The 19,979-nt window shown below is 60.7% G+C and carries 18 protein-coding genes; 5 read left to right on the top strand and 13 right to left on the bottom strand.

Features of this window, described 5'->3' with window-relative positions:
* Nucleotides 1–591 precede the first annotated feature (591 nt).
* From KRZ98_RS07275 to KRZ98_RS07265, 3 genes are all read left to right on the top strand, one after another.
* The gene (locus KRZ98_RS07275) at nt 592–984 is read left to right on the top strand and encodes a DUF4031 domain-containing protein (RefSeq protein ID WP_217672987.1); all 393 of its coding nucleotides are present in this window, start codon (nt 592–594) and stop codon (nt 982–984) included.
* Between the two features lie 159 nt (nt 985–1,143).
* Nucleotides 1,144–2,139 carry a thymidylate synthase gene (locus KRZ98_RS07270; protein ID WP_217672986.1) on the top strand — a complete coding sequence of 332 codons (996 nt, stop codon included), beginning with the start codon at nt 1,144–1,146 and terminating at the stop codon, nt 2,137–2,139.
* A gap of 15 nt (nt 2,140–2,154) precedes the next feature.
* Nucleotides 2,155–3,069, top strand: a complete 915-nt coding sequence (locus tag KRZ98_RS07265; RefSeq protein ID WP_217672985.1) for a hypothetical protein — start codon at nt 2,155–2,157, stop codon at nt 3,067–3,069.
* Between the two features lie 18 nt (nt 3,070–3,087).
* On the opposite strand, the gene KRZ98_RS07260 is transcribed toward KRZ98_RS07265, so the two are convergent.
* The 4 genes from KRZ98_RS07260 to KRZ98_RS07245 form a co-directional block, all read right to left on the bottom strand.
* Nucleotides 3,088–4,191 carry an ImmA/IrrE family metallo-endopeptidase gene (locus tag KRZ98_RS07260; protein WP_217672984.1) on the bottom strand — a complete coding sequence of 368 codons (1,104 nt, stop codon included), beginning with the start codon at nt 4,189–4,191 and terminating at the stop codon, nt 3,088–3,090.
* Nucleotides 4,188–4,517, bottom strand: a complete 330-nt coding sequence (locus KRZ98_RS07255) for a hypothetical protein (RefSeq protein WP_217672983.1) — start codon at nt 4,515–4,517, stop codon at nt 4,188–4,190. The genes KRZ98_RS07260 and KRZ98_RS07255 overlap by 4 nt, the downstream gene beginning before the upstream one ends.
* A 76-nt stretch (nt 4,518–4,593) precedes the next feature.
* On the bottom strand, nt 4,594–5,238 hold the full coding sequence (locus tag KRZ98_RS24000) for a hypothetical protein (RefSeq protein ID WP_254798174.1): 645 nt from the start codon (nt 5,236–5,238) through the stop codon (nt 4,594–4,596).
* Between the two features lie 167 nt (nt 5,239–5,405).
* Entirely contained in the window at nt 5,406–6,323 is a 918-nt protein-coding gene (locus KRZ98_RS07245; protein ID WP_254798173.1) for a Fic family protein, read from the bottom strand.
* Nucleotides 6,324–6,386: 63 nt separating this feature from the next.
* On the opposite strand from KRZ98_RS07245, the gene KRZ98_RS23995 reads away from it, so the two are divergent.
* Together KRZ98_RS23995 and KRZ98_RS07240 are read left to right on the top strand one after the other, a co-directional pair.
* Nucleotides 6,387–6,524 carry a hypothetical protein gene (locus KRZ98_RS23995; RefSeq protein WP_254798172.1) on the top strand — a complete coding sequence of 46 codons (138 nt, stop codon included), beginning with the start codon at nt 6,387–6,389 and terminating at the stop codon, nt 6,522–6,524.
* 588 nt (nt 6,525–7,112) lie between these two features.
* Entirely contained in the window at nt 7,113–7,556 is a 444-nt protein-coding gene (locus tag KRZ98_RS07240; protein ID WP_217672981.1) for a hypothetical protein, read from the top strand.
* Here KRZ98_RS07240 and KRZ98_RS07235 read toward each other — a convergent pair.
* The 9 genes from KRZ98_RS07235 to KRZ98_RS07195 all read right to left on the bottom strand — a co-directional run bounded on the left by KRZ98_RS07235 (nt 7,553) and on the right by KRZ98_RS07195 (nt 19,950).
* Nucleotides 7,553–11,263: a conjugal transfer protein TraG N-terminal domain-containing protein gene (locus tag KRZ98_RS07235; RefSeq protein ID WP_217672980.1), complete on the bottom strand. Its 3,711-nt coding sequence runs from the start codon at nt 11,261–11,263 to the stop codon at nt 7,553–7,555. The genes KRZ98_RS07240 and KRZ98_RS07235 overlap by 4 nt on opposite strands.
* Before the next feature lie 22 nt (nt 11,264–11,285).
* Complete coding sequence (locus KRZ98_RS07230; protein WP_217672979.1) at nt 11,286–12,707, bottom strand: conjugal transfer protein TraH; 1,422 nt, start codon at nt 12,705–12,707, stop codon at nt 11,286–11,288.
* 91 nt (nt 12,708–12,798) lie between these two features.
* Nucleotides 12,799–13,380, bottom strand: a complete 582-nt coding sequence (locus tag KRZ98_RS07225) for a hypothetical protein (protein WP_217672978.1) — start codon at nt 13,378–13,380, stop codon at nt 12,799–12,801.
* Nucleotides 13,377–14,168, bottom strand: coding sequence for a conjugal transfer protein TraF (locus KRZ98_RS07220; protein WP_254798171.1), 792 nt, complete (start codon nt 14,166–14,168; stop codon nt 13,377–13,379). The genes KRZ98_RS07225 and KRZ98_RS07220 overlap by 4 nt, the downstream gene beginning before the upstream one ends.
* Nucleotides 14,169–14,281: 113 nt before the next feature.
* Nucleotides 14,282–14,878 (bottom strand): S26 family signal peptidase, encoded by a 597-nt coding sequence (locus tag KRZ98_RS07215; protein ID WP_217672976.1) that lies wholly within the window; start codon nt 14,876–14,878, stop codon nt 14,282–14,284.
* The gene (locus KRZ98_RS07210) at nt 14,850–15,722 is read right to left on the bottom strand and encodes a type-F conjugative transfer system pilin assembly protein TrbC (protein ID WP_217672975.1); all 873 of its coding nucleotides are present in this window, start codon (nt 15,720–15,722) and stop codon (nt 14,850–14,852) included. Before KRZ98_RS07210 ends, KRZ98_RS07215 begins: the two co-directional genes overlap by 29 nt.
* Nucleotides 15,694–16,752, bottom strand: coding sequence for a conjugal transfer protein TraN (gene traN / locus KRZ98_RS07205; protein ID WP_254798182.1), 1,059 nt, complete (start codon nt 16,750–16,752; stop codon nt 15,694–15,696). Before traN ends, KRZ98_RS07210 begins: the two co-directional genes overlap by 29 nt.
* 44 nt (nt 16,753–16,796) lie before the next feature.
* A complete protein-coding gene (locus tag KRZ98_RS07200; RefSeq protein WP_217672973.1) occupies nt 16,797–18,728 on the bottom strand; it encodes a hypothetical protein in 1,932 nt (643 codons plus the stop codon).
* Between the two features lie 247 nt (nt 18,729–18,975).
* A complete protein-coding gene (locus KRZ98_RS07195; RefSeq protein ID WP_254798181.1) occupies nt 18,976–19,950 on the bottom strand; it encodes a TraU family protein in 975 nt (324 codons plus the stop codon).
* Between the last annotated feature and the right edge of the window lie 29 nt (nt 19,951–19,979).

The following is a 19,979-nucleotide window of genomic DNA, read 5'->3' as shown; positions in this document are numbered from 1 at the left end:
CGCATCCCACTGCCCGAAACCGACATTCTCCCAGCGGCCAGCCTTGCCCGTTCCCTGCCTACGCTCACTGTCTTTGAGAACGTCCGGTGTTCGGCTCAAAGCCGCCCTTTCGACGTCGGCCGGCGAACGACGGCATTGTCCCAGCACGAGGCGTCTGTTTCCTGAGGAGCCGACCGATCATTGCCGTTCAGAGTTGCTTTTGATTTCCCAAAGCGGTCATGTTTTCCTGCTTGTGTTTCGATCGCTCAATGTCAGGAAAGTCGGACGCTCCGGAAAATCGCCGCCCAGACGCTAATTGGATTTAGCCTCACTTCGTTACCGACCCCCCCAAACTTACCTGCAAGCTAGAGGCGGTTCCTCCTTCGAGGCCAAGTCACAAGTCGACGATCGCCAGAGCGAACTTTGCGGATCGCTGGCCTTTCATGTCAGCGGCGCCAATCTCGGCGATTGATGCGGCGGGCCGTCGGATCACTTGGAAAATTATCGCGGGAAGGTGTAAGTGAGACGACGTAGAATTCGTGGAGATTCCGTCCAAGAGGGCAGAGCTCGGGCTGGATCGGCTGGAAGCGCTATGCTACCCTTTCTTGTGACATGAGTGTTTATGTAGATAGTGCCATCCACACGATGCGGGGACGGCGAATGTGCCACATGTTCTCGCCAAACCTTGCTGAACTTCATGCCATGGCAGCACGCCTCGGCCTCAAGCGGCAGTGGTTCCAGAATCCGCTGACGATGCGTGTGTCGTGGCCGCATTACGACATCGACGTGGCGAGCCGCACGCTCGCTCTCGGTTTCGGCGCCATCGCCTGCGACAGGTATCAGACCGTCGCTATGGCGGCAATCATCCAGGGCAGGCCGGACAAGCTGCGACGCATCCATGCCATGGCCGATCCGAACAGCGCCTTCGCGCCTGCAGCCCATGTGCCGGCTTGGCTGACCGAGCAGGGGTTTCGGCAGGCCTGGGGAAGGGATGAGGCAAACTGACCGCCGCAGTCCCTGCGGGGATAGCCATGAATGCATCGAGCCATACTGGAACATGTCAAGGCGAGGCAGCAACAACTCAAAACAAGCTGTTGACGTTCATCGATGTTCCTAGAACACATGGCCTGTGAGACCTAGCGGTGGGCGCTAAAGAGGCTGGTGATGAAGACGGAATTTACAGGGGATAGTCTCGATGCGGTTCTGTTCGATCTTTACCGGATCATTGAATCCGATGGTCGGCAGAATGCTGGTTCGCGTGGGGGCACCCGCGAACTTCTCGGGGTAGCATTACGCATCTTGAAGCCAAGGGCTCGGCTAAGCATTTCGGAGAACCGGGGAAAGCCCTTCAGTGCCCTCGGCGAACTGCTCTGGTACCTGTCCGGTTTCGACACCTTGGACTTCATCTCGCCCTACGTACCCCGCTACAAGGACGATGCCGTGAATGGCATCCTCGAAGGCGCCTATGGACCGCGGCTGCTGAATCTGCGCGACAACATCAATCAGTTCGACAGCATCCACAAGCTGCTGACCGAAAAGCCGGCGTCGAGGCGGGCTGTCATCCAACTGTTCAACGCCGAGGACATTGCCACGACGCATAAGGAGATTCCCTGCACCACGACCATGCAGTTTCATCTGCGCAACGGCGTCCTGCACATGTCGGTCACGATGCGCTCCAATGATGCCTACTGGGGCCTTCCCCACGACGTCTTCTGCTTCACCATGATCCAGGAGATGATGGCCCGCAGGCTGGGTGCCGAGATGGGCGAGTATTACCAGTATGTCGGCAGCATGCATGTGTATGAGACGTATGTGGACGATATGAAGGAGTATGTCGCCGAAGGCTTCCAACAGACCCGCGAGATGCCGCCGATGCCGGAAGGAAATCCTTTCGAGCTCGTCGGATGGCTGCTGGAGATCGAGGGGCGTCTTCGGGCCGGAGAGGAAATCTCCGCGGCGCAGGAAACCGGCGACCCGTACTGGGCCGACATAGTCCGGCTGCTCCAGGCTTTCTGGGCCCGCAAGTGGGTACGGGACTATCCCACCCGCCTTACGGCGCTGAGAGGAGAGCTGGCCTGCAAGACCTATGATCCCTACCTGGAGGGCAGACTCCACCTCAAGAGCCGGGCGACGAAAGCCGGCGATGCGCAAGTAGACTGAAGGATCGAATTGACAATGTGGCCCTCAAGACATGCAGAACATCAACGTCTCGTCGCCGCGCTGACGGCAGCCAAGGCTGGTCAGGGACTGAAGGGGCTTCCTGACAGCCAGACTATCGAGACCCTAGCGATGCAGTTCGTCGCCAGCCAGCGGCGGGAAGACTATTACCGCTTGGTCCAGCGTGAACCGATCTCTGCGAATCGTGCCGATCCAAACGATTGGCTGTTCGACGCAGAGCGCGCTGTCGCCTACCACGTGCAACAGGGGAACGTGGACGAGGCTGGCTGGCTGATCTTTCTTATGACGCATTTCGCGCGTCGGCCCGACACTGGCTGGCGGCGACTGCAGGATGTCTACGGGATGCTCGGCGCCGGACGTTGGGATTGGCCAGCAGTCGCGGCGAATTCTGCAGGCTTCGATCAATGGCTCAGCGCCAACTGGCAAAACATCGGTGGTGCCTTCGGAAATCATCGCAAGTATGAGAGCCTGCGCCCAGATGCGCATCGCCCCATGCAACGGGCGGTCGCGGATTACATCGCTTGGATCGGTGCTGGCGGGCATGCTGCCTTTTTCGCCACTGCTGTGTTTACGGGGGGGAACCATCCCCACACGATCTTCGACTACTTGTACCAGCGGATGGCGATCAGTTCTTTCGGGCGCCTAGCCAAGTTTGATTATCTCTCACTGATCGGGCGATATGGCCTTGCGCCCATCGCGGCCGGTTCTGCCTATCTTGACGGTGCAACTGGGCCTGGCAACGGCGCCCGCCTCCTCATTGATGGGGTTCACAACAGCGGGAGGCCGAACAGCAACGTACAGCAGCAACTCGACGTGCTGGATTCCTATCTCACCGTCGGGATGACGGTCATGGAAGACGCCCTCTGCAACTGGCAGAAAAGTCCGAGCCACTTCATCCACTATGTCGGGTAGCCTCGGGGAGGCGGACCGTCAGTCCATCACTTCGGCGAGGTCGTCCCACTTCCAGTGCCGTTTGAGGTAGTTCATCTGGTCAGGCCGGATCATTTTCCGGTGTTGCATCTGGCCGACTAGAAGGCCGATCGAGACGCCGGCCTTCCCGCTGAAGCGGAGCATCTTGTTCCGGTCGATTGAAAGGCTTCTGAATTCCTCGACGCGCTCCTCCGGCACGATCATGCGTGAGGCGAACTCGTTCGCTTCGTTCTCGCACTCGTCCAAGTCGTCCCCATACATGTCCGAATCGACGAAGGTTCTGGCGCCATGCAGGATCAGATGGCCGAGCTCATGGAAGACGGTGAACCAGAACTTGTCGTCGGACAGGCCGCGGAAGCTAAGTAAGACCATGGCCTTGTCCGGCGCCACCAGCCGACTCGCCCCCGATGCGCGACATTTCGGAGGCGTTCTCTTCGCCACGACGGCGACCCCTGCCTCAGCGCACAGATTCTTGAGCTTGGGCAGGAAGTCTTCAGGATGCCTCAGCTTCGACAGCTTGCGTATGCTGTCGAGCCGGTCCTCTAGGTTTCCGGCGTTCCACGGCTTCGTGGAAACCAGATCCGAGCTCAGCTCGCCGTCGCGGAGCCACATCAGGACGGCGCCATCGTCGGAATCGAAGGTCGCCGAGGCGCGAAACATGGTGCTCTTGCAGATCTTCCCGTAGCGGGCCTGCCAGGCATCCATCGTGCCCACGTTGAAGAAGCGGAGGCGCCGACGAACCTCGTCTCGGATCTTTTCCGGCGTCAGGCGACCTCTTGGCTTTTCGCCTGGGACGGGGAGCAGAAGCCAGTCGTCCGCCTCGACTGCGGCGGCGCGGTCGACTGCTCGTTCGAGGGCGACCTCGTACTGTTCCTGTCGCTTGAGCCAGAACGATATCGTACCCCCCACTGACCCGGCAAGCACACCGGCATGGCCGTGGTCGATGGGATTCGAGCCGTCGAGGAGACCCCGCAGCGTCTTCATCCCACCATCGAGGTGGCGGGCGACTTCCTGGGAGTCGATGCCTCTGCGAACCATCAGGGCGCGCAGCGAGTCACCGGGCTTCGAGAACCAGTCGGGTGTGAACTCAAGTGCTTGCTTCAAGGCACCCTCGACATTTCCACTAGCTTCAACCTCGTCACGCTCGACCAAATGACCCGGCCTTCAGCGTCACGCTTGGAACGCGTGCCGGCCACGACAAGCGCCGCTCGATAGTCTGAACCAATCGAGAGGGAAAGTGAATCGTCCGGCAAAATTTTTATTTCGTCACCGAAGAGGCCGATCAGCTCCTCCACGTGCTCGAAGGCGAGCGCTTCCGAGATGAAAGTGACGAGCGCGGCCGCACTCAGGCTGCCGTACTCCAGTTCGGCCTTTTGCAGCTTGATGCACGTGTCGTGAAGCGGCCCATCTTCGAAGGAGATCGTAATCAACGTGCCATCCTCGATCGCCGACGGCGCATGTCAGCCAACCTACCTACGCTGGGCAAAAGGGTGGCGGCAGCTTCGCTCATTGGGGCAGAGGGGAACCATGAGGTTTGGACTGCTGCTTGGCCCGGATCGCCTCGATCCTGTCCCAGTTGCGGGCAAGCTCGGCATCTCCAGCCTTGTCCATATGGATTTCGGAGGCGCTGCACAGGCTGGCGAGGGTGACCATGACGCCGCCGACCTCCTGCTTGGGATCGCCCTTGGGCCGACCAAACACATAATCGACGAGGGCGACGGCGTCATCCTGGCTGCAGCCGTTGGCCTGTGCCAGTTCCAGGGCTTCTTCAAGAAAGCGATGGGTACGCTCCGTCCGGTCGGACCTTACTTCAACTGGGAAGCATGCTTCGAGCCATTCCTCGACGCGTTTCTGATACGATGTGACGCTCAATGTCATCCCCTGCGTCCAGTTCGGTCCACTTCCATCGAGGATGACCGAGTAAGGTGCAAGAGGCACATTTCGGAGTAATTCCTCAGCGTTCAAAAAAGGCCAATGACCTCCTCGTTTCCTGCGGTGACCGTCGATAAATGCCTTTGTGGAAAGTGCAAATTTTTCATGCTCGCTGGATACGCTTGGCGGTCTACCAGAGCGATACCAGACCACGCCTTTTGACAACGTTACGAATAGCGTGAATGACCGACCGGCTGGGGTGCCCAGATCAACTGGCATTGAATGTCTGAAATGTTGGCGCCAACTGACCCCAGCAACCTCAGGTATGAACGTCCGCTATCCTATCATCGCAGCTCTAAAGCGGACGGAGCGCAAGGTCCCAGTTCTTGCCGCAAAGCGGCCCGGCGGTATGAGGCCAATGCAAGCCATTGAGGTAAGCGTAGCAATCAGCCTGCGTTCCAGATTTGTTGCCATGCAGCAAATTCCGACGGACGAACCAGGTATCGCGCGAAATTGCCCTCGTGCAAGCCCAGCAACTCCGTTTCTGCGACCTCGGCAAACTGGTCCTGATCGGCCGTTGGGATGAATTCACGGGACGTCGTGACCAGATGCGCGCGCGTTGCCTGTCGGCTCAAGGCGCCGCGCACAACATCCCGAACGACATCGCGCAACTGTTCCCGATAGCGCAGGCGAAACGGGTCTGGCTCACCCATTGATTGACGTACGGCGGCGTAGCGCGCTGCGGATCGCTGATAGGCCCAAAGGAATACGTCGCGCAGCAATGTTATGTCGTTGCGTTCATAGACGCCAAGCGTGGCACGCGTATAAAGGTCGCCTGGAACCTCGGTGAACGACAATGGCGCAAGGTTCGCCCGGATCATGGGTATATTGGCGGCGAGGCGTGATACGCGTTTGTTCACATCGTCAAAGGGCTGAAGATATGGAAGCTGCACCATCATGAAAAAGGCCTGCTCGAATGGATCGTCGATGGCCGCCGCTGTGGCAAGGATTTGATCGAAGCACTCCTCGATGAGACCCGGACCTTCCAGTGGATGAAAAGTTGAACCGTCTATCCCTACGATGATGTGGCGCAGTCGCCCCACCGCCGTAGGGTCAGCTAACAGATTGTTCGCCAATAACGCATGCAGGTTGAGTATCGTATAGCGATTGAACCCGACATCGTTGGCGTTGGCGACGAGAAACTCGATCGCATCCTTATGATTGAGGATCATCTGCGCTTCGCGCGGTCCGCGCCCCTCGGCGGCTTCCCCGAAATCCAGCAGCCGCCGCGTATCGAGCAGCGAATATGTGTTGCCTTCGAGACGGCTGGAATTCCATGCAAGGTCGATAAGCAGCCTGTTCAATATCTGCTTCGCGTAGGTTCCTGCCGCTGCGGCCTCAATCTGCGGCTTGCCGATTGTAGCCAGATGATCGCGCTGCTGCTGGGTCAGATAGAAGGTTTCGTTGGGCCGGTAACGATCCAGGAAGCTGCGTTCATAGCCGACCGGTTGTCGCACCGCGACGGGCTGGCGCACATAGGCAAGGACAGCGCTGCCTTCAGGTGATATCGGGACGATGTCGGCTGGGTCAGGCTGGGCGATGATCTCATCACCATGGTGATATCGGGCTGCACGCCCGTCGCCGGTAAGGCGTAGCCGACCCGCGTCAACCAATGCGCGAAGACGATATTGGAGGGTACGACGGGCACCAGGTTCCGCGAGCGCGCCAGTGATCTGCGCTGCTGACGCACCATCCGGGAATTGGGCCACGGCGGCCTCGATCGCTTGTAGGTCAGCTTCAGGTATTGGTCGTGCCACATAAATTCCTTAGTTGCGCAAAAGATAAATCGCGCAACTATAAGAGTCAATGCGCAACTAATCGCGGTTGTGCGCAATTTCGCGGGAATTCGCGCAAGCTTGCAAGCGGTGGCCGGGTTATGCTTGGAAGGCGGAGCAGGCGGCTCTTTGGATCGGCCCTTCTTGTCATTTTGCTCTCATGCGCTTTGCAAAGATTGGAGCATGGGTGCCTTCCGACCAACCTTTCAGCAGTTATCCAAGGGAAGGAGAGGGTGGGGGGTGAATGCTCCCATTTTGGGAGTGATTTTTTATCCGCGGAACCCCGGGCGTGATAGTATCGACCAAAAGGAGGATCGCATGAGCGGAACGGAAGACAAACCCATTCCAGGTGAACCGCCGCAGAGCTCAGATCTGGAAAAGCCAAAAGCAGCACATTGGCTCTGGCGACCCTGGTATGCCAAGTCATGGTGGACAGCAGCTGCAATATTCTGGCTGATTGCGTTTTTCGCGCCGAATCTGTTTCTGAACACAAATCATGTCGCCCCACTCATCCTGCTCTTTCATCCATTCCTGATGGTACCAGCACTGGGTTTTGGGTTCTTTCGAACGTGGTTCCGCCATCACTCTTCCAGTAGCGAGAGCAGCGGGATATCAGCCGGTCACTTAGATGCAAACGGGCGGCATGATCGCGAATTTCGACGTATGGATCCCACAAATCCCGCTAACTCAAGATACTACGCGCATCCCGGCAATCCAACCAGCACAGAGTGGCTCGACAAACATGTCCGTGGCAAACACTAGCGATCCTCAGATGATTGTTTTCCATCACCCAGGCCTGACTGACGATCACCGCTAAATCGACCGCTTTCTAGAATTTGGGATTGTTCCATCGATGTTAAAGGTGCTGTCAGGTCCCAAGTCCCGCGACCGGCTGCTGCTTGGCTAAGATAGTGATCACGGAGGCCTTCTGCCCCCAGAATGCGACTGCTCAATACCGATGTGAACGCTTGGTGCGGGTCGTTTGCTCTGGATGCGGCCTTCTCAGCGGCGGAAATCACATTGCGAACGTCGTAATTCAAAATGTCGATATTCGCTGCGGCATCGGTAGATGCGGAACCAGTATCGGACGTTTCAAATCCTCCCTGCCCACTGAAACTACCGCGCGAATGACGATCGTTGCCCTTTCCAGATCCGCTACTTTCTACCGAGCCGCCAAGTGACGCGCCGACAGAAGTGCGATTGGTAACCTGGTGACTGGCACTACGCGACAGCGACCGCGTCCATCCTGTCTGCGTCATGATTGCCTGAACATCACGCTGAAGTGTATCGGCAACCTGCGGTTTCAATCGCCATTCGCCCTTGCGATCCATCTCGAACCCGCCGCGCAGCCAGTTTGCCATCATGGCATGGCCTTCCGCCCCGCCGCCCAGGAAATGCTCGACCGTGTCTGGCCCAGCCTGTTTGCCTGCCTCGAACCGCGTACTGGTGTCCGAGCGCGCCGACTGGCTGAACCCGGTGCTGCTCGATACCAATAGATCGTTATGGGCAAAACTCAGTCGCGCCCGCCCACCCTTGGCAATCGCGCCGAGCTGGCTTTCGTTGATAAGGCCCGCCTGCCACATCTGCGCTGCGGTCTGCGGCGTCAGATTGAGATTGAGGTCGCCATTCTGGTCCATCGCGATCTGCCTTTTGGTCAGGTCGACACCATTTTCGCGCAGCAATCCTTGCATCCGGGTCAGCCTCTCATTCTCGACGATGCGGCCAAGCCGCTCGTTGCGCGCCCGATCGGCGATGCCCGCCGTGCCGCCCTCGGCCACGTCGACCTGGTTCCCGGCGGTACGGCTGAGTGCCTGGATGAAGCTGTCGAGCCGCGCGGCCTCGCGCACCGAAGCCCCTGCCGCAGCCGCCCCTTGCGCAAACCCAAAATTCTCGCTCTGCCGCCGCTGTTCGCCAATGCGCGCGGCCGAGCGCGTGCCGTCCGGGCCAACTTCGCGCTGCGCGTCGAGCTTTCCCGACCGCTCGGCAAAATCATAACCCGCCGCTTCCCGCGTCCGTCCATAGACGCTCGTGCCTTCACGCGCGGCCTCCGCAGTCGCACCATCGGCTGTTCCCACCTGGGCCGCGGCATTATAGCTTTCAAGTGCATGCATCACCTGCGCCTCATTGCGCCCGGTCGCACGCGAAAGCTGGGTGATGGCACTCGAGCGTGCTTCTCCAGACAGCGCGTTGATGAAGGATACACGCCGCCCGGTTTCGTCGATCGACAGGCCGAGCATGGAGGCTGCTTCTCGTTGCCCGGCATTGCTGCCCGTCCGCCAGCCCTGCTCGGTTGCCACATTGCCACGCTCCACCTGGGTGACATGGTCCCCGGCATAGTCACGGCGACCTTCCATCGCGCCGACCGTCATCTGCGCTGCGGTCAGGTCATTGCGCAACATCTGCTCCTGATCGAAAGCATTGGCGCTGAGCTTGGCGAAAGTCGGATCAGCAGCAGCCTGCCCGATCAGGGTCGAAGCTTTGAGCGCTGCGTCCTTCGCATCATAACCGTTGCGCTCAAAATGGCGCTGGGTGCCAGACAACATCATGTCATAGGCGCGATTGTCGCCGAAGGCCTTCCACTGCACCATATTCTGGGCGAACGCCGCAAACGCCCGCTCACCCGATTGCCCTTCGCCAAAATAGCTGGTGCCAAGCGCCCGCAACGCATCCTTCTGGGCAAAGTCATGAATAGCGCCGGTCGTGGCACTGGCGCGCACCGCCTGCGTGATCGCGGGATCAGAAAGATCGCGCCCTAAAAGCGCTGGCGACAGCCCGCCCAACTCTCGCGCCGCATCAATGCCGCCCAGCGCCATCGCGCTGTTTCCGGCGAGCCCGCTGCCATGTTCACCGATCACGCTGCCCGCTGAACCAAAGGCGCGGTTGCCGCCAAAGGTTGAGCGCTCACCAAAGTCCCCGAAGCTCGATGCTGTCCCGCGCCTTGTCATCGTCCCGCTAGCCGACGCTTGCGATTCCAGCGCCGAGGCGAACCCCTCCCGCGTCATCAGGGGTGCGGCCGCCGCGCTACCCTGGCCCTGTGCCTGCAGCGCGCCACCGGTGAAGGAAGAGAAGACATTGCCTGAGAAGCGGAACACCGTGAACACGAATGCGCCTGCAAGGCCAGCGGCGGCCGTGCGAAACGTCCCGAATATCGCCAGCGCCTTCATCGCCGAAGAGGGGGCGAGCATCCATGCATTGACTGCCACATGGTTGGACCGCATTTCGGCCAGCACCCCCATCGCCCGGCCCAGGGTGAGCTGATAAATGCCCGCATCGATCACGCCCCACATCGCAACGAACACGAATAGCCCGAGCGCAAAACTGGCTACCCGAAGGTTGATGGGGGTCAGGATGAACAGCAGCGCGATCGGCATCATGAAGAGCATGATGCCAAACACGGTCGCACGAATGGTTGGCATCCACTGATTGGCGACCGACATGGTCGAAAGCCCGCTTGAGATGACTGCCCGGTTCGCCATGACCCGCGCGGCCGTCGCTGGACTATCCTCAAACAGTACCTCGCCCACGCTGTTGCCCAGCAATATGTCACTCATGAACGCCTGGAGCGTGAGCGGCGTCCCCATCATCACCTCGCCCATTTGCCCAAGCCGGGTGCGGCAGCGGGTGAGCTGACTGGCGTCTGCCACATCATAGCCCGTGCTCTGGCACACTTGGCGGGAATAATCCTCGAACAGCGTCGAGTCATCGAGACGCGACTGAATATGATCCCAGCTCTCTTGGCAGGACATGGTCGTGCCGCCCTTGTCGGCCGATGTGAACACTGTGCTGAACGTCGCTGGTCCCGCCATGGCGGCGAAGGCAGCGGGAAGGTCGGTCGTGCCGCGGAACAGCTGGTCGTCATCCACGCCGTAGGCAGGCGATATGCGAGCCACCGGATAGCATTGCCGGACATAATCCTTGATCGTGGCATCGAGAAAACTGTCGGTCATCGGCCCGCGCGGTGACACTGCGTTCAAGAACAGGTCGAAGGAATGACCGCCTGCACCAAATTCCAGCTTGGCATTAGGATCAAGACTATTGTCATCGATGGTTTCGGCGAGCGCCCGTTCCATCAAATTGGTGACGCCTGCGACCAGGACGATCAGGTTGGGCACGTCGCCGACTGCCTGATAGGCATTGCGCACCCGGTCATAGACGTGGACGGTACCGGTCGTGGCGATCAGCCCGACAAAGAGGCCAACACCCATCAGCATCTGGAAGCCGAACCCGACAAGGCCCATACCCTGGCCACGAATGGAGGCCAGCACGACGCCCAGCGCTAAACCTACGACCGCGCAGATCAGGACGAGCGTTTCATAGCGCGGGTCGCCAAAGATCATCGAAACCAGCCGAAACGCATCGACCGTTTCGGCAAAGCCATCATAGGTGTGGAAACTTGATTCCAGGGCAAAGGCCTGCGTGGAGCCAAGTAGCAAGGGAAGAGCGGACAGGGCGCGAACAAGGCGACGCATCGGTGGAGCCTTTCCTGGATGTTCAGCGATTGGTGCCGGAAACGGTGCCGGTCGCCTCTCGCGCGTCGCGATCGCGGGTGCGTAGCAGGCTTGCATAATTGGCCGAGAGATTGGCCTGGGCGAGCGCTGCCATATAGCTTTGCCGCATCTGCGCGCGCTGGCGCAGCACTTCGTCGCGCAGGTCGCGCAGCTGCTCCATGCCCTTGGTAAGGATGCGGGTCTGGCAGATATTGGCATTCGTGCCATCGGCTGCGCCTGCAACGTTCGCCCCCCGTTCGGCATTCGACACCGCAAAGTCGATCGAGCGGGTGAGATCGTTGAGCATCTGATAGGCAAGCGTCAACGCGACAAGTTCGTCCGTGTCGGCGATAACGCTGTCGGACACGCCCTGGCGCACCCCCCATTCGAGGAGGCGATAGACCGGCAAGGTGCGTACATTGGCGACAAATTGTTGTTCGTCGGCGGACAGCGCGGCGCGCGTGCGGATTTTCGTGGCGATTGAGTTCATGCGCGCCTGCGCCAGTTCGAGCGCGCCCTTGCCGCCGTCTGCCGCGCAGTCTGTAGCGGTGGGCGGCATGGCGAGGGCCCGGCTCTGGACTTTGCCGGACAGAAAATCCTGCGAACTCTCGCTGTCCTGATGCGGGCAGGCGGGAATGGCGGAGAAGATCGGCACCTTGTCGGTCGCATCCCAGCGCATATAGACGTCGCCGACCCGTGCGCGCATGACGCCTGCCCAGTCGCCTGCACCCACGCGCGTGGCTGCATGCGACAGTAGCGAACCGGTACGGAAGATGTCGGTCACCTCGGCGGGACAATTGGCCAGAGCGTCCTTCAAATCTTCGGTCGGATTATTCTGGTTTGCCTGGATCTTCTCGCGGCTTTGCTGATAGCTTTTGGCAAAGCCCTGTTTCACCGATTTATAGCCGGTCATTTCCTCGATGATGCCCGACATATTGTCATCGCCTTTGGCGATCTGGACCATGCGATTTGCGAGACGGCAGTCATTGACCTGGATGGAATTGAGGAAATTGGTCGCAGCCTCCATCTTCGAGATGATATTACCCATTTTTTCGTCGAGCGTTTCGAGCAGATACTGAAACGCGACGGCGGGCGCGGCTTGAAGAATGCTTTCCAGCTTCTGCACCAGATAGTCGGGGTCAAGAAAGGACATGCCGCCCAGGAACATGTCGATGCCGCCACAGCCTGCCTTTACCTTGGGCAGGGTCAGCGACATGAGATAATCGTCATGGACATCGACGCGCCCGGACATGCCGCCAGCGGTCACATAGCCGCGCGTCTGGTCCTCAAAGGAACCAGGCGCGGTGTAGGTCACATTGTCGAACCAGCTTTCCGCCCAGCCCTGGGCATAGGCTGGGGTTGTCGCACCGCAGGTGGCGAGCAGCGCGCAGACCGTCAGTGAGAGGCGTCGGGGAAATGAACGCATGGCGGGCTTCCTTGAGAATGAGCAGACAAGAAGGCGTCCGCCCGCCAGCGGGACGCCTTCGTGAGATTGGGATAAGGATGGTTGGAGCCCCTCAACGCGATGACCCCGACTGCGCGGGTGGAGCGCCTACGATTCCGGTAAATTTCGCCATGGCGCGCAGGCCCACGGCCGGGCGAACGCCGGTCAGCATTTTGGCGGCGAGATAGGCGTTGCGCGCGAGATTTTGCGGCTGGTCGGTGCCGATCGCTATCGGGATGATGCGATTGGGGTCGCTGAGCGGTCGGACCCAGGCGACCGGGTGGCCGACCCATGGAAGCCCAAGGCGACCCGATCGCAGCAGGGCTTCCTGACCGCTGATGGTACGGACCTGCCAACGATAGGTGCGTGAGAAGCGGCCAAGCTTGGCCCAGAGATCGTCGCAGGGGAGACAGGCTGGGGTGGTGGTCATCTCGATGATGTAAAGTGGGGCTTGTTGTCCCAGCGTTGCTGCAAAATCGGCGGGGAAAACCCGCGTCACCGGCACCCGTGCCAGCCATGACTGCATGGCGGCGCTGGTAGCAACTGGATGGATGGCCGCGCGCATGGCGTCGGCGCGCGAAGGCGAACGGGCTTGCGCCGATGTCCATGGCGCGATGATCGCCGCCAGGACGAACAGGAGGCGCTGCCACTTCATGGCTCAAGCATCCCACCGGTCGCCGAAACTTGTCCCTCGACGCTGCTCGTTGAAACTGGCCCATTGGCAAGCGCATCGAAAAAGCCGTCTTCTTCACCGGCACCGGTGAGAAACTGTTCTGGCCGAATATCGCCCGACAGCAGGCGCACAGCCTGATAGGCGGTCTGGATGAGATTGGGATAGGCTTCGACCCCGGTGGCGATCACCATGCGCTGCGCGCTGCCGCGCCGGATGACCATGATGGTCGGCGTTACCTCGACCCCATAGCGCTGGGTAATCTCTGGCCGCCGGTCGAGATCCTGGAGCGTGACCTGCCAGCCCATCTCGTCCTGGAACCGCTGGACCACAGGCCATTGCACCCGGCAATAGCCACAACTGGCGCGCGAGAACATGACGAGGGCAAAGTCCCGGGCCTGCGCGCGCAGATAGGCGCGGCGCACAGCATCCTTTTGCGCCAACATCTGGTCGCGCGCATCGCTCACCATCGGATTGGCGGATTTGGCGTTCAGTTCAGGATGCTGGAGCATGGCGATCTGGGTGACGCCGGCGAAGGCGCGCGCCTTGCGCCGGGCAAAATCTTGCAAGCGCCAGAAATCGGACACGGCTTCAACGCTCAGCACGGTCGCGGCATAGTCGCGCTGTTCCTCGATCAGCTTGCGTATTTTGGGCGGGGTCCAGCGCGCCAGTTCTGTCATCGGCGGGATGACGGGCTTATTCAAGACGTCGGGTTCGGCCTTGTCGTCGCTTGCTTTTAGCGCTGGCGCATACCACCAATAGCCCTGCTTCATGGCCGGGACGGATGGCGTTGCTGTTACAGGCGTCGATGTACCGCGGGAGAGCTGTGCATATAAAGGTTGGGGCAGCAAAAGAGCGGCCCACAAGGCGGCCGTGACAGCGTGCATCATAGCAGCTTCTCCATTCGGATAAGGCGCGAGATGGCTACCGGACCATAATAACGGCTGTCGAACCCGCTCGCATGGGCTGAACCGACATAGATATGCCCCGCAGCGATGCGCTGCGCGTCCGGTTTCCAGTGGCTAAGCCGCTGGCCATTATACCCCACTGCCTTGCTGATGCCGAGCAGATGTCCATTGCAATAATAGCGGCCATCCCAGGCGCCCGGCGTCATTGAAGGCGTCTCGACGATCTCTATGCGGTCACCGGGAAAACAGAGCGTATATTTGGTGACATCCACCGGCGCGGGTCCGGCCAGCGGATGGACGAGTTTGAACGAGACCAGATCGCCGCGGTGGATAGGCCCCGGCGCTTTGCGCACCACCCAGGCGTCGATCGAAGGCGACATGATGAGCGTCAGTTGCGGGAGCCCCCATGCGGTGACGGCCGCAATCGGGAGAATGATCGCGCAGGCTTTGGCCAGCTGGAGTGGGCGGCCCGGTTCATCAGATCGCGCCGCTCCCAGCGCTAGCGCGGCCTCCTTTGGCAGCGCGCGCAGCCGTGGCGCGATACCTCTAGCGGCGTTCCAGGCGAGCCTGAACATCGGCGACCTCCCTGGCTCCGCCCAGACGGGCATATTCTTCCAGCAATCCCGACAGTGCCGCGTCGCCATAGATGATGTGCTGGCTTTGCGGGCTATTCTCCTCGCGTTCACAATAGGGCTGGGTCGGATCGGCAGGGATGAGACCCAGCGCGGGTACGCGTATGATCCCGTGCTGGCGGAACACCAACGGATCGATGATGATCTGGACATTGCGCATCGCGCAGGCCGGGCCTTCGCAGCCCGGGTCGATTCGTAATATCTGCGCGCTCAGCTTTGCCATCGGTGCGACCTGCGACAGTCCGCCGGGCATGCCGCGAAAGGCGATCACACCGCCGACGCGCTCAAGCTGGGCAGCATAGGAACGTAAGGTCGCAACAGGCATGGAGGATGAGGCAAAAAGCAGCGGCACCCTGACTGATTGTGCGGGCGGCGCTATGACTGCTGCTACCGCCTGCATGTCTGGCGCTTCGAGGCCCAAGGCCTGTGCCAGGCGTTTTGCGGCAATTTCGCGTTCGGCAGCTAAGCCTGCCTTGCCTTTGTCGAGAGCCGAGCGCGCCCGTGCATCCATGACCGGCGATGCGCCATGTTTTCGTAACCCTTCAAATGCCTGCCGCCGCTGTTCATCGGGAAGTGCGGGAAGTTGTGTCGGCCCGGCGGTGGTATCGGGCTTGCGCCTGGCGATACTCTCCTTCAGCCGGTCCATGGCAACAGCGCCTTGCGCTTGCGCCTGGTCCCGCGCGTTTGGCGTGGATGGTGTATCCTGCCCCATAGCGGGCACGGCGATCAGCATCAGTCCCGCCGCACTCAAGGCGCGGCTAGGGATTAACCGTCTGCAGATACGCATCGATCCTGTCCTCCATATCGATCTGAATATCGCTCTGGGCGCGCGCCTCGATGTCGACATAATAATCCGACAGATCCATCTGCGAGAAATCGAGCGCCTGAAATTCCTGCGGGGTAAAGCCCCGGCAATAGGGTTGTTTTGCGGTTCCCCAACCCAGCGCGTTAAAGCTTTTGAGCTGAGGTCGGCCCTGTTCCTGAATGATCCGGCCAAGCTTGCTGTTGAAACAGCAATGCCCTTTGGCCTTCTGAACGCAGACGCCAAGGATGCTGGAGGCGCAATAGGTGCCGACCTCATGGCACATGCCCGAGCCCCGTAGCATGCCCACTTCCATATCCTGTTGGTCACAGCCCGAGAGCAGGAAATCCATCATGACATTGATGGCCAGGCTGATCGCGATCGAGGTGGGATCGATGCCGACAATGATCGCATTGGCCCCGGCGCTGGCGGCTTGGCTCACAGTCGCGCCAGCCTTGAACGCGGTATAGGCCGCCTTCATGCCGGTCCAGACGCCTTTGGCGACGGCGATCTTGGTGCCGATCGAAGAGAGGGACGCCCCCATGCCGTCCTTGACGATCTTCCCTTGATCCTTGCAGCAATTGGAAAAGCTGGTGTTGAGGCCGGCGGGACGGCAGCGCACAGCACGGCCCGAAAATATCTCGATCATGCCCAGGCAATTGCCGTCGGCATCGACAACACCGTCATTTGACGCGCCAGGATCATCGACCAGCGGCTCCTCAACCACCACCGCTCCGCTGACAACGGGCGTGCAGGAATGGGGTGAACAGCCGGGCGTTCCGCCATCGACCGGCGTCAGGCAGGCATATTGGCTTCCCAGCGGACAGCTATAAGTGCCGCCAGCATCCTCGACACAGCTTGCTTGCTGAATGGGGCATAGCGCGCCACTACCCGTCGTTTCGTGGCATATTGCGGTTTCACCGGGATCGGCGGCATCGCCGTTGCCATTGCGGTCGGCCGCGCAAATCTGTTGGGCAGTCGCCGCGGACGGAGCAGCAAACAGGCTGGCGGTCATCACCCATGCGGCGATAGCGAGCCAGGCATGACGAGTTACCCGCATCACCGGGCTTCCGCTCTGCAGACTAGGTCGGCACCAGACAGACGAACCGTCTGCATCATGACGACGGCCTCGGGAAAATCATCGAGGCAGCCACAGGCCGAGATCAGTTCTTCGCCTTCGCCCAGCGGACAGGCGTTGTCGTTTGTGCAACTATGAAAATAGATGTCCCACCCGGCCGGATCATTCTGTCGGGCGCCCACGATCCCATCGACTGCGACATCGCTATTGGCTTTGGGCGCGCGGGTCTTGCAGATGGGTTCGCACGCAGCGACCGATCCCCGGTCGGGCATGGTGAAGAGCCGGGTCGATGTGGCGACCGTCCCATCAGCGGTAATCGTGCGGTCGGCGAGCAAAGTCTCGGTGGAATGGTCGATGATATAGGCGCCACGGGTGAGATCTGGCTGCGTCGCGCTGCCCAAATCGACCGTGCAGGCATAGCGTCGGCTGCGCTCGAAAAAGTCGCGCATATATTGGACGCTGCAGGCGCCGGTACCAAACAGCCTGGTTGAGGGCAGGGGTTTAAGACCGGTGTTGACGCCGTTGCGCAAGGTCGTGACGCCATCGACCGTCTCGCTGGCAAGATGGCATGCCGGATCGGCGGCATAGCCTGCGCACAGGTCCACCAGCCTTTCGCTGATCTCGCAGGCAGTATCCACCTGAACTTCGAGAGTGACATAGCCCCAATTGCCCTCGCCGCCGCCGCGCACGCGGGCTCCCACGATCATGGCCCCTGCCTTAAGCTGAGCGGTCACATCGATGGTGGTATGCTCAACCCAGGGATCGTCGCTGATCCGGCAGTCGCCGGACGGCAGCGCCTCGCCCGGCCAGGGTCGCTTACCGGCAGAACCGATAATCTGGCCATTGACCCGCGCCTGTACCCAGTCGTCCGCGCCCATCTCGACGATGCGCGCGGACAGGATCCGGTCAGGCGCGATGGGGTCGAAGGTGGCGCTATGGATGGGTGGACTATTGCCACAATTGCCCGGTCCCCGGATTTGGTAGCGGCGGCACCCCGCGCCGCAACTAGTCACCGACGCAATTGAGCCGCCAACGCCCATAATGTCGTCATAGTCCCAGGACTTGACCCCAATGTCGCGGGTGATCGTGCAGGCGCGGATTTCCTGGGCCTTGCCGCTGCCGATCGCGGAACCGGCAAGCGCCTGAAACAGGTTGCTGGCTTTGGCTGTATTGTAGGCGTCGCCCTGTATCGCGGCAGGATCGCTCCGATAGGCGGTGGCGGTGACCGACGGATTGGCGGTGCAGGCGGTTGTCTGCGCGCCGGTATATCGGATGACCGGGCCGTCGATTTGTGCCTGGGCGATGCCTATGCGCGGATCGGCGGTGGTGAGCGCGCCTACCACCCCGCCGCCCAGATCCTTCAGGACTGAAGCCATATTGCCCCAGACCAGATTGTCGCCGCAGCTATTGTTGACGCAATAGCAGCCTGCCAGTGCGGTGAGCTCGACCTGGGCCAGCCTGACCTCGCCAGCGCCGCCGACGGTCCACTGGAAATTGCGACACTGGTCCCAGCTTGCCTGATTGCAGGCAATGACGCCATTGGCGCAGATGCCTGAAATCGGCACGGGCACATTGAGCGTCTCGTCGAACGTGCCGTCCAGATCCTTGTCGCGCGTCAGGCGCAGGGTCGTGATATCGCCACCGGGTCCAGGCTGGGCCAATATTTCCAGCGCCGTTGCCGATTTCTGGCAGGCAAGGCTGGGGGTGAACTGCTGGCTGTTATCGATGGTGGCGATCGGCTGACCACCAAGCCCTGGGGTCAGATAGTTGCTTTGCAAGGCGTCGCTGTCGCTGCTCTTGTTGCGGGAGGCTTGCGCGGCGGCGCGTGCACGCTCCTCCATCGTCTGCGCCAGAACATTGCTGGAAAGGCAGGCTAGAGCACAACCGCCGGCGAGGATCAGGCCCCGCTTCATGGGCACACCCTTAAGCAGGCCCAAATAAGGTGGGTGGTCAGCACGGTCGCTGCGACGACAGGACGGAGAGGGGCATTGTCCGTTATCGCATGGGGTTTTGCGGCCGTGCTGACCATAGGTGGAGCGACAACGTCGGGGGACGACGCCATCGCTCCGTCCTCGCACCGTGCGGGACCGCAACCACGGCTGTGGCGGGCAGGCGCGGAACAAGCCCGCACCGGTGCGAGGGAGGGGAAAGGAAGACTGCTCATGGGGTCGAGATCCCGGCGCAGCAGATGACCTTCTCAAACAGCATGAACTGGGCATTGTCTTTGCCCGGCGCATGTTTGGCGCTCGACCAGAGCGCGCCGGGACGCCCGATATTGACGCATTTGCCGCCCTTGACCGGCTCCATCAGCTGCAGCTTGTAGCGGCTCTTGGTCCAGATCGGCTGCGGTTTGAACGAGCAGCCATCAGCCGACGAGATGGTCAGCGCGCCAAGCCGCCCCATCATGAAAGTGCCGCGTGCGGCTAATCCCGCCCAGGCCTCGACACTGTCATCGAAATGGATGTCGCCTGCGATCGGATAGGTCGCGCCCCAGCTGCCCATGCACCAGAAGAGCGGGTCGATGACCTTGCCCGCTGCCGCCGCGGCGCTGTCGGCCATGCAGGCAAGGCCCGCTGCGGGGTTGCCAAAGAGGATCCCTTCAGGTTGAATGATCGCGCCAAGCGTGCCTGACTGCCAGGTTGGCAGGACCTCGGTAATCATCGCGACGTCGAACCCTTCATCTTCGATGCAGGGCAGGTCTGTGAACATGTCGAGCATCTTCCAGACCGGCGCGATATAATAGTGCATCTGCGCGAACATCTTGCGACTATTGGTGCCGTCGGCGATTGAGGACTGGCTGCCCTGGAGCTTGCCGCCGGTCGGCATGAGATCGGCGCCCAGCGCCATCATGCAGCCTGGTTCTGTCACGACATCGACCATGCGCTTGGGAGACCAGAAGCTGACCTTCACCCCAAACCAGAAGCTGGCCCCCTTTCGGCAGGCGCATAGGGGTTTTGAGGCCGACTGGGCATCGAGTGCTTTGTCGAGCTTGTCAAAACTGCCGACCCGGACGCCGCCGATGGTGATCGGAAAGATGCAGTTCCAGCGGACCTTGGTTACGGGATTGAAGATCGTGCCTGCCTCGCATTTCGAGGCGTGGGCTGGTGTCGCTGGCGAAATCAGGGCAATCGTCATGCCGATCGCGGCCGAACGCAAAAGGGTGC

This window comes from Sphingobium sp. AS12, assembly GCF_019097845.1.
Classification (GTDB): Bacteria; Pseudomonadota; Alphaproteobacteria; order Sphingomonadales; family Sphingomonadaceae; genus Sphingobium.
Note: the sequence above shows the minus strand (reverse complement) of the source record. Positions and strands in the feature narration are given on the sequence as shown.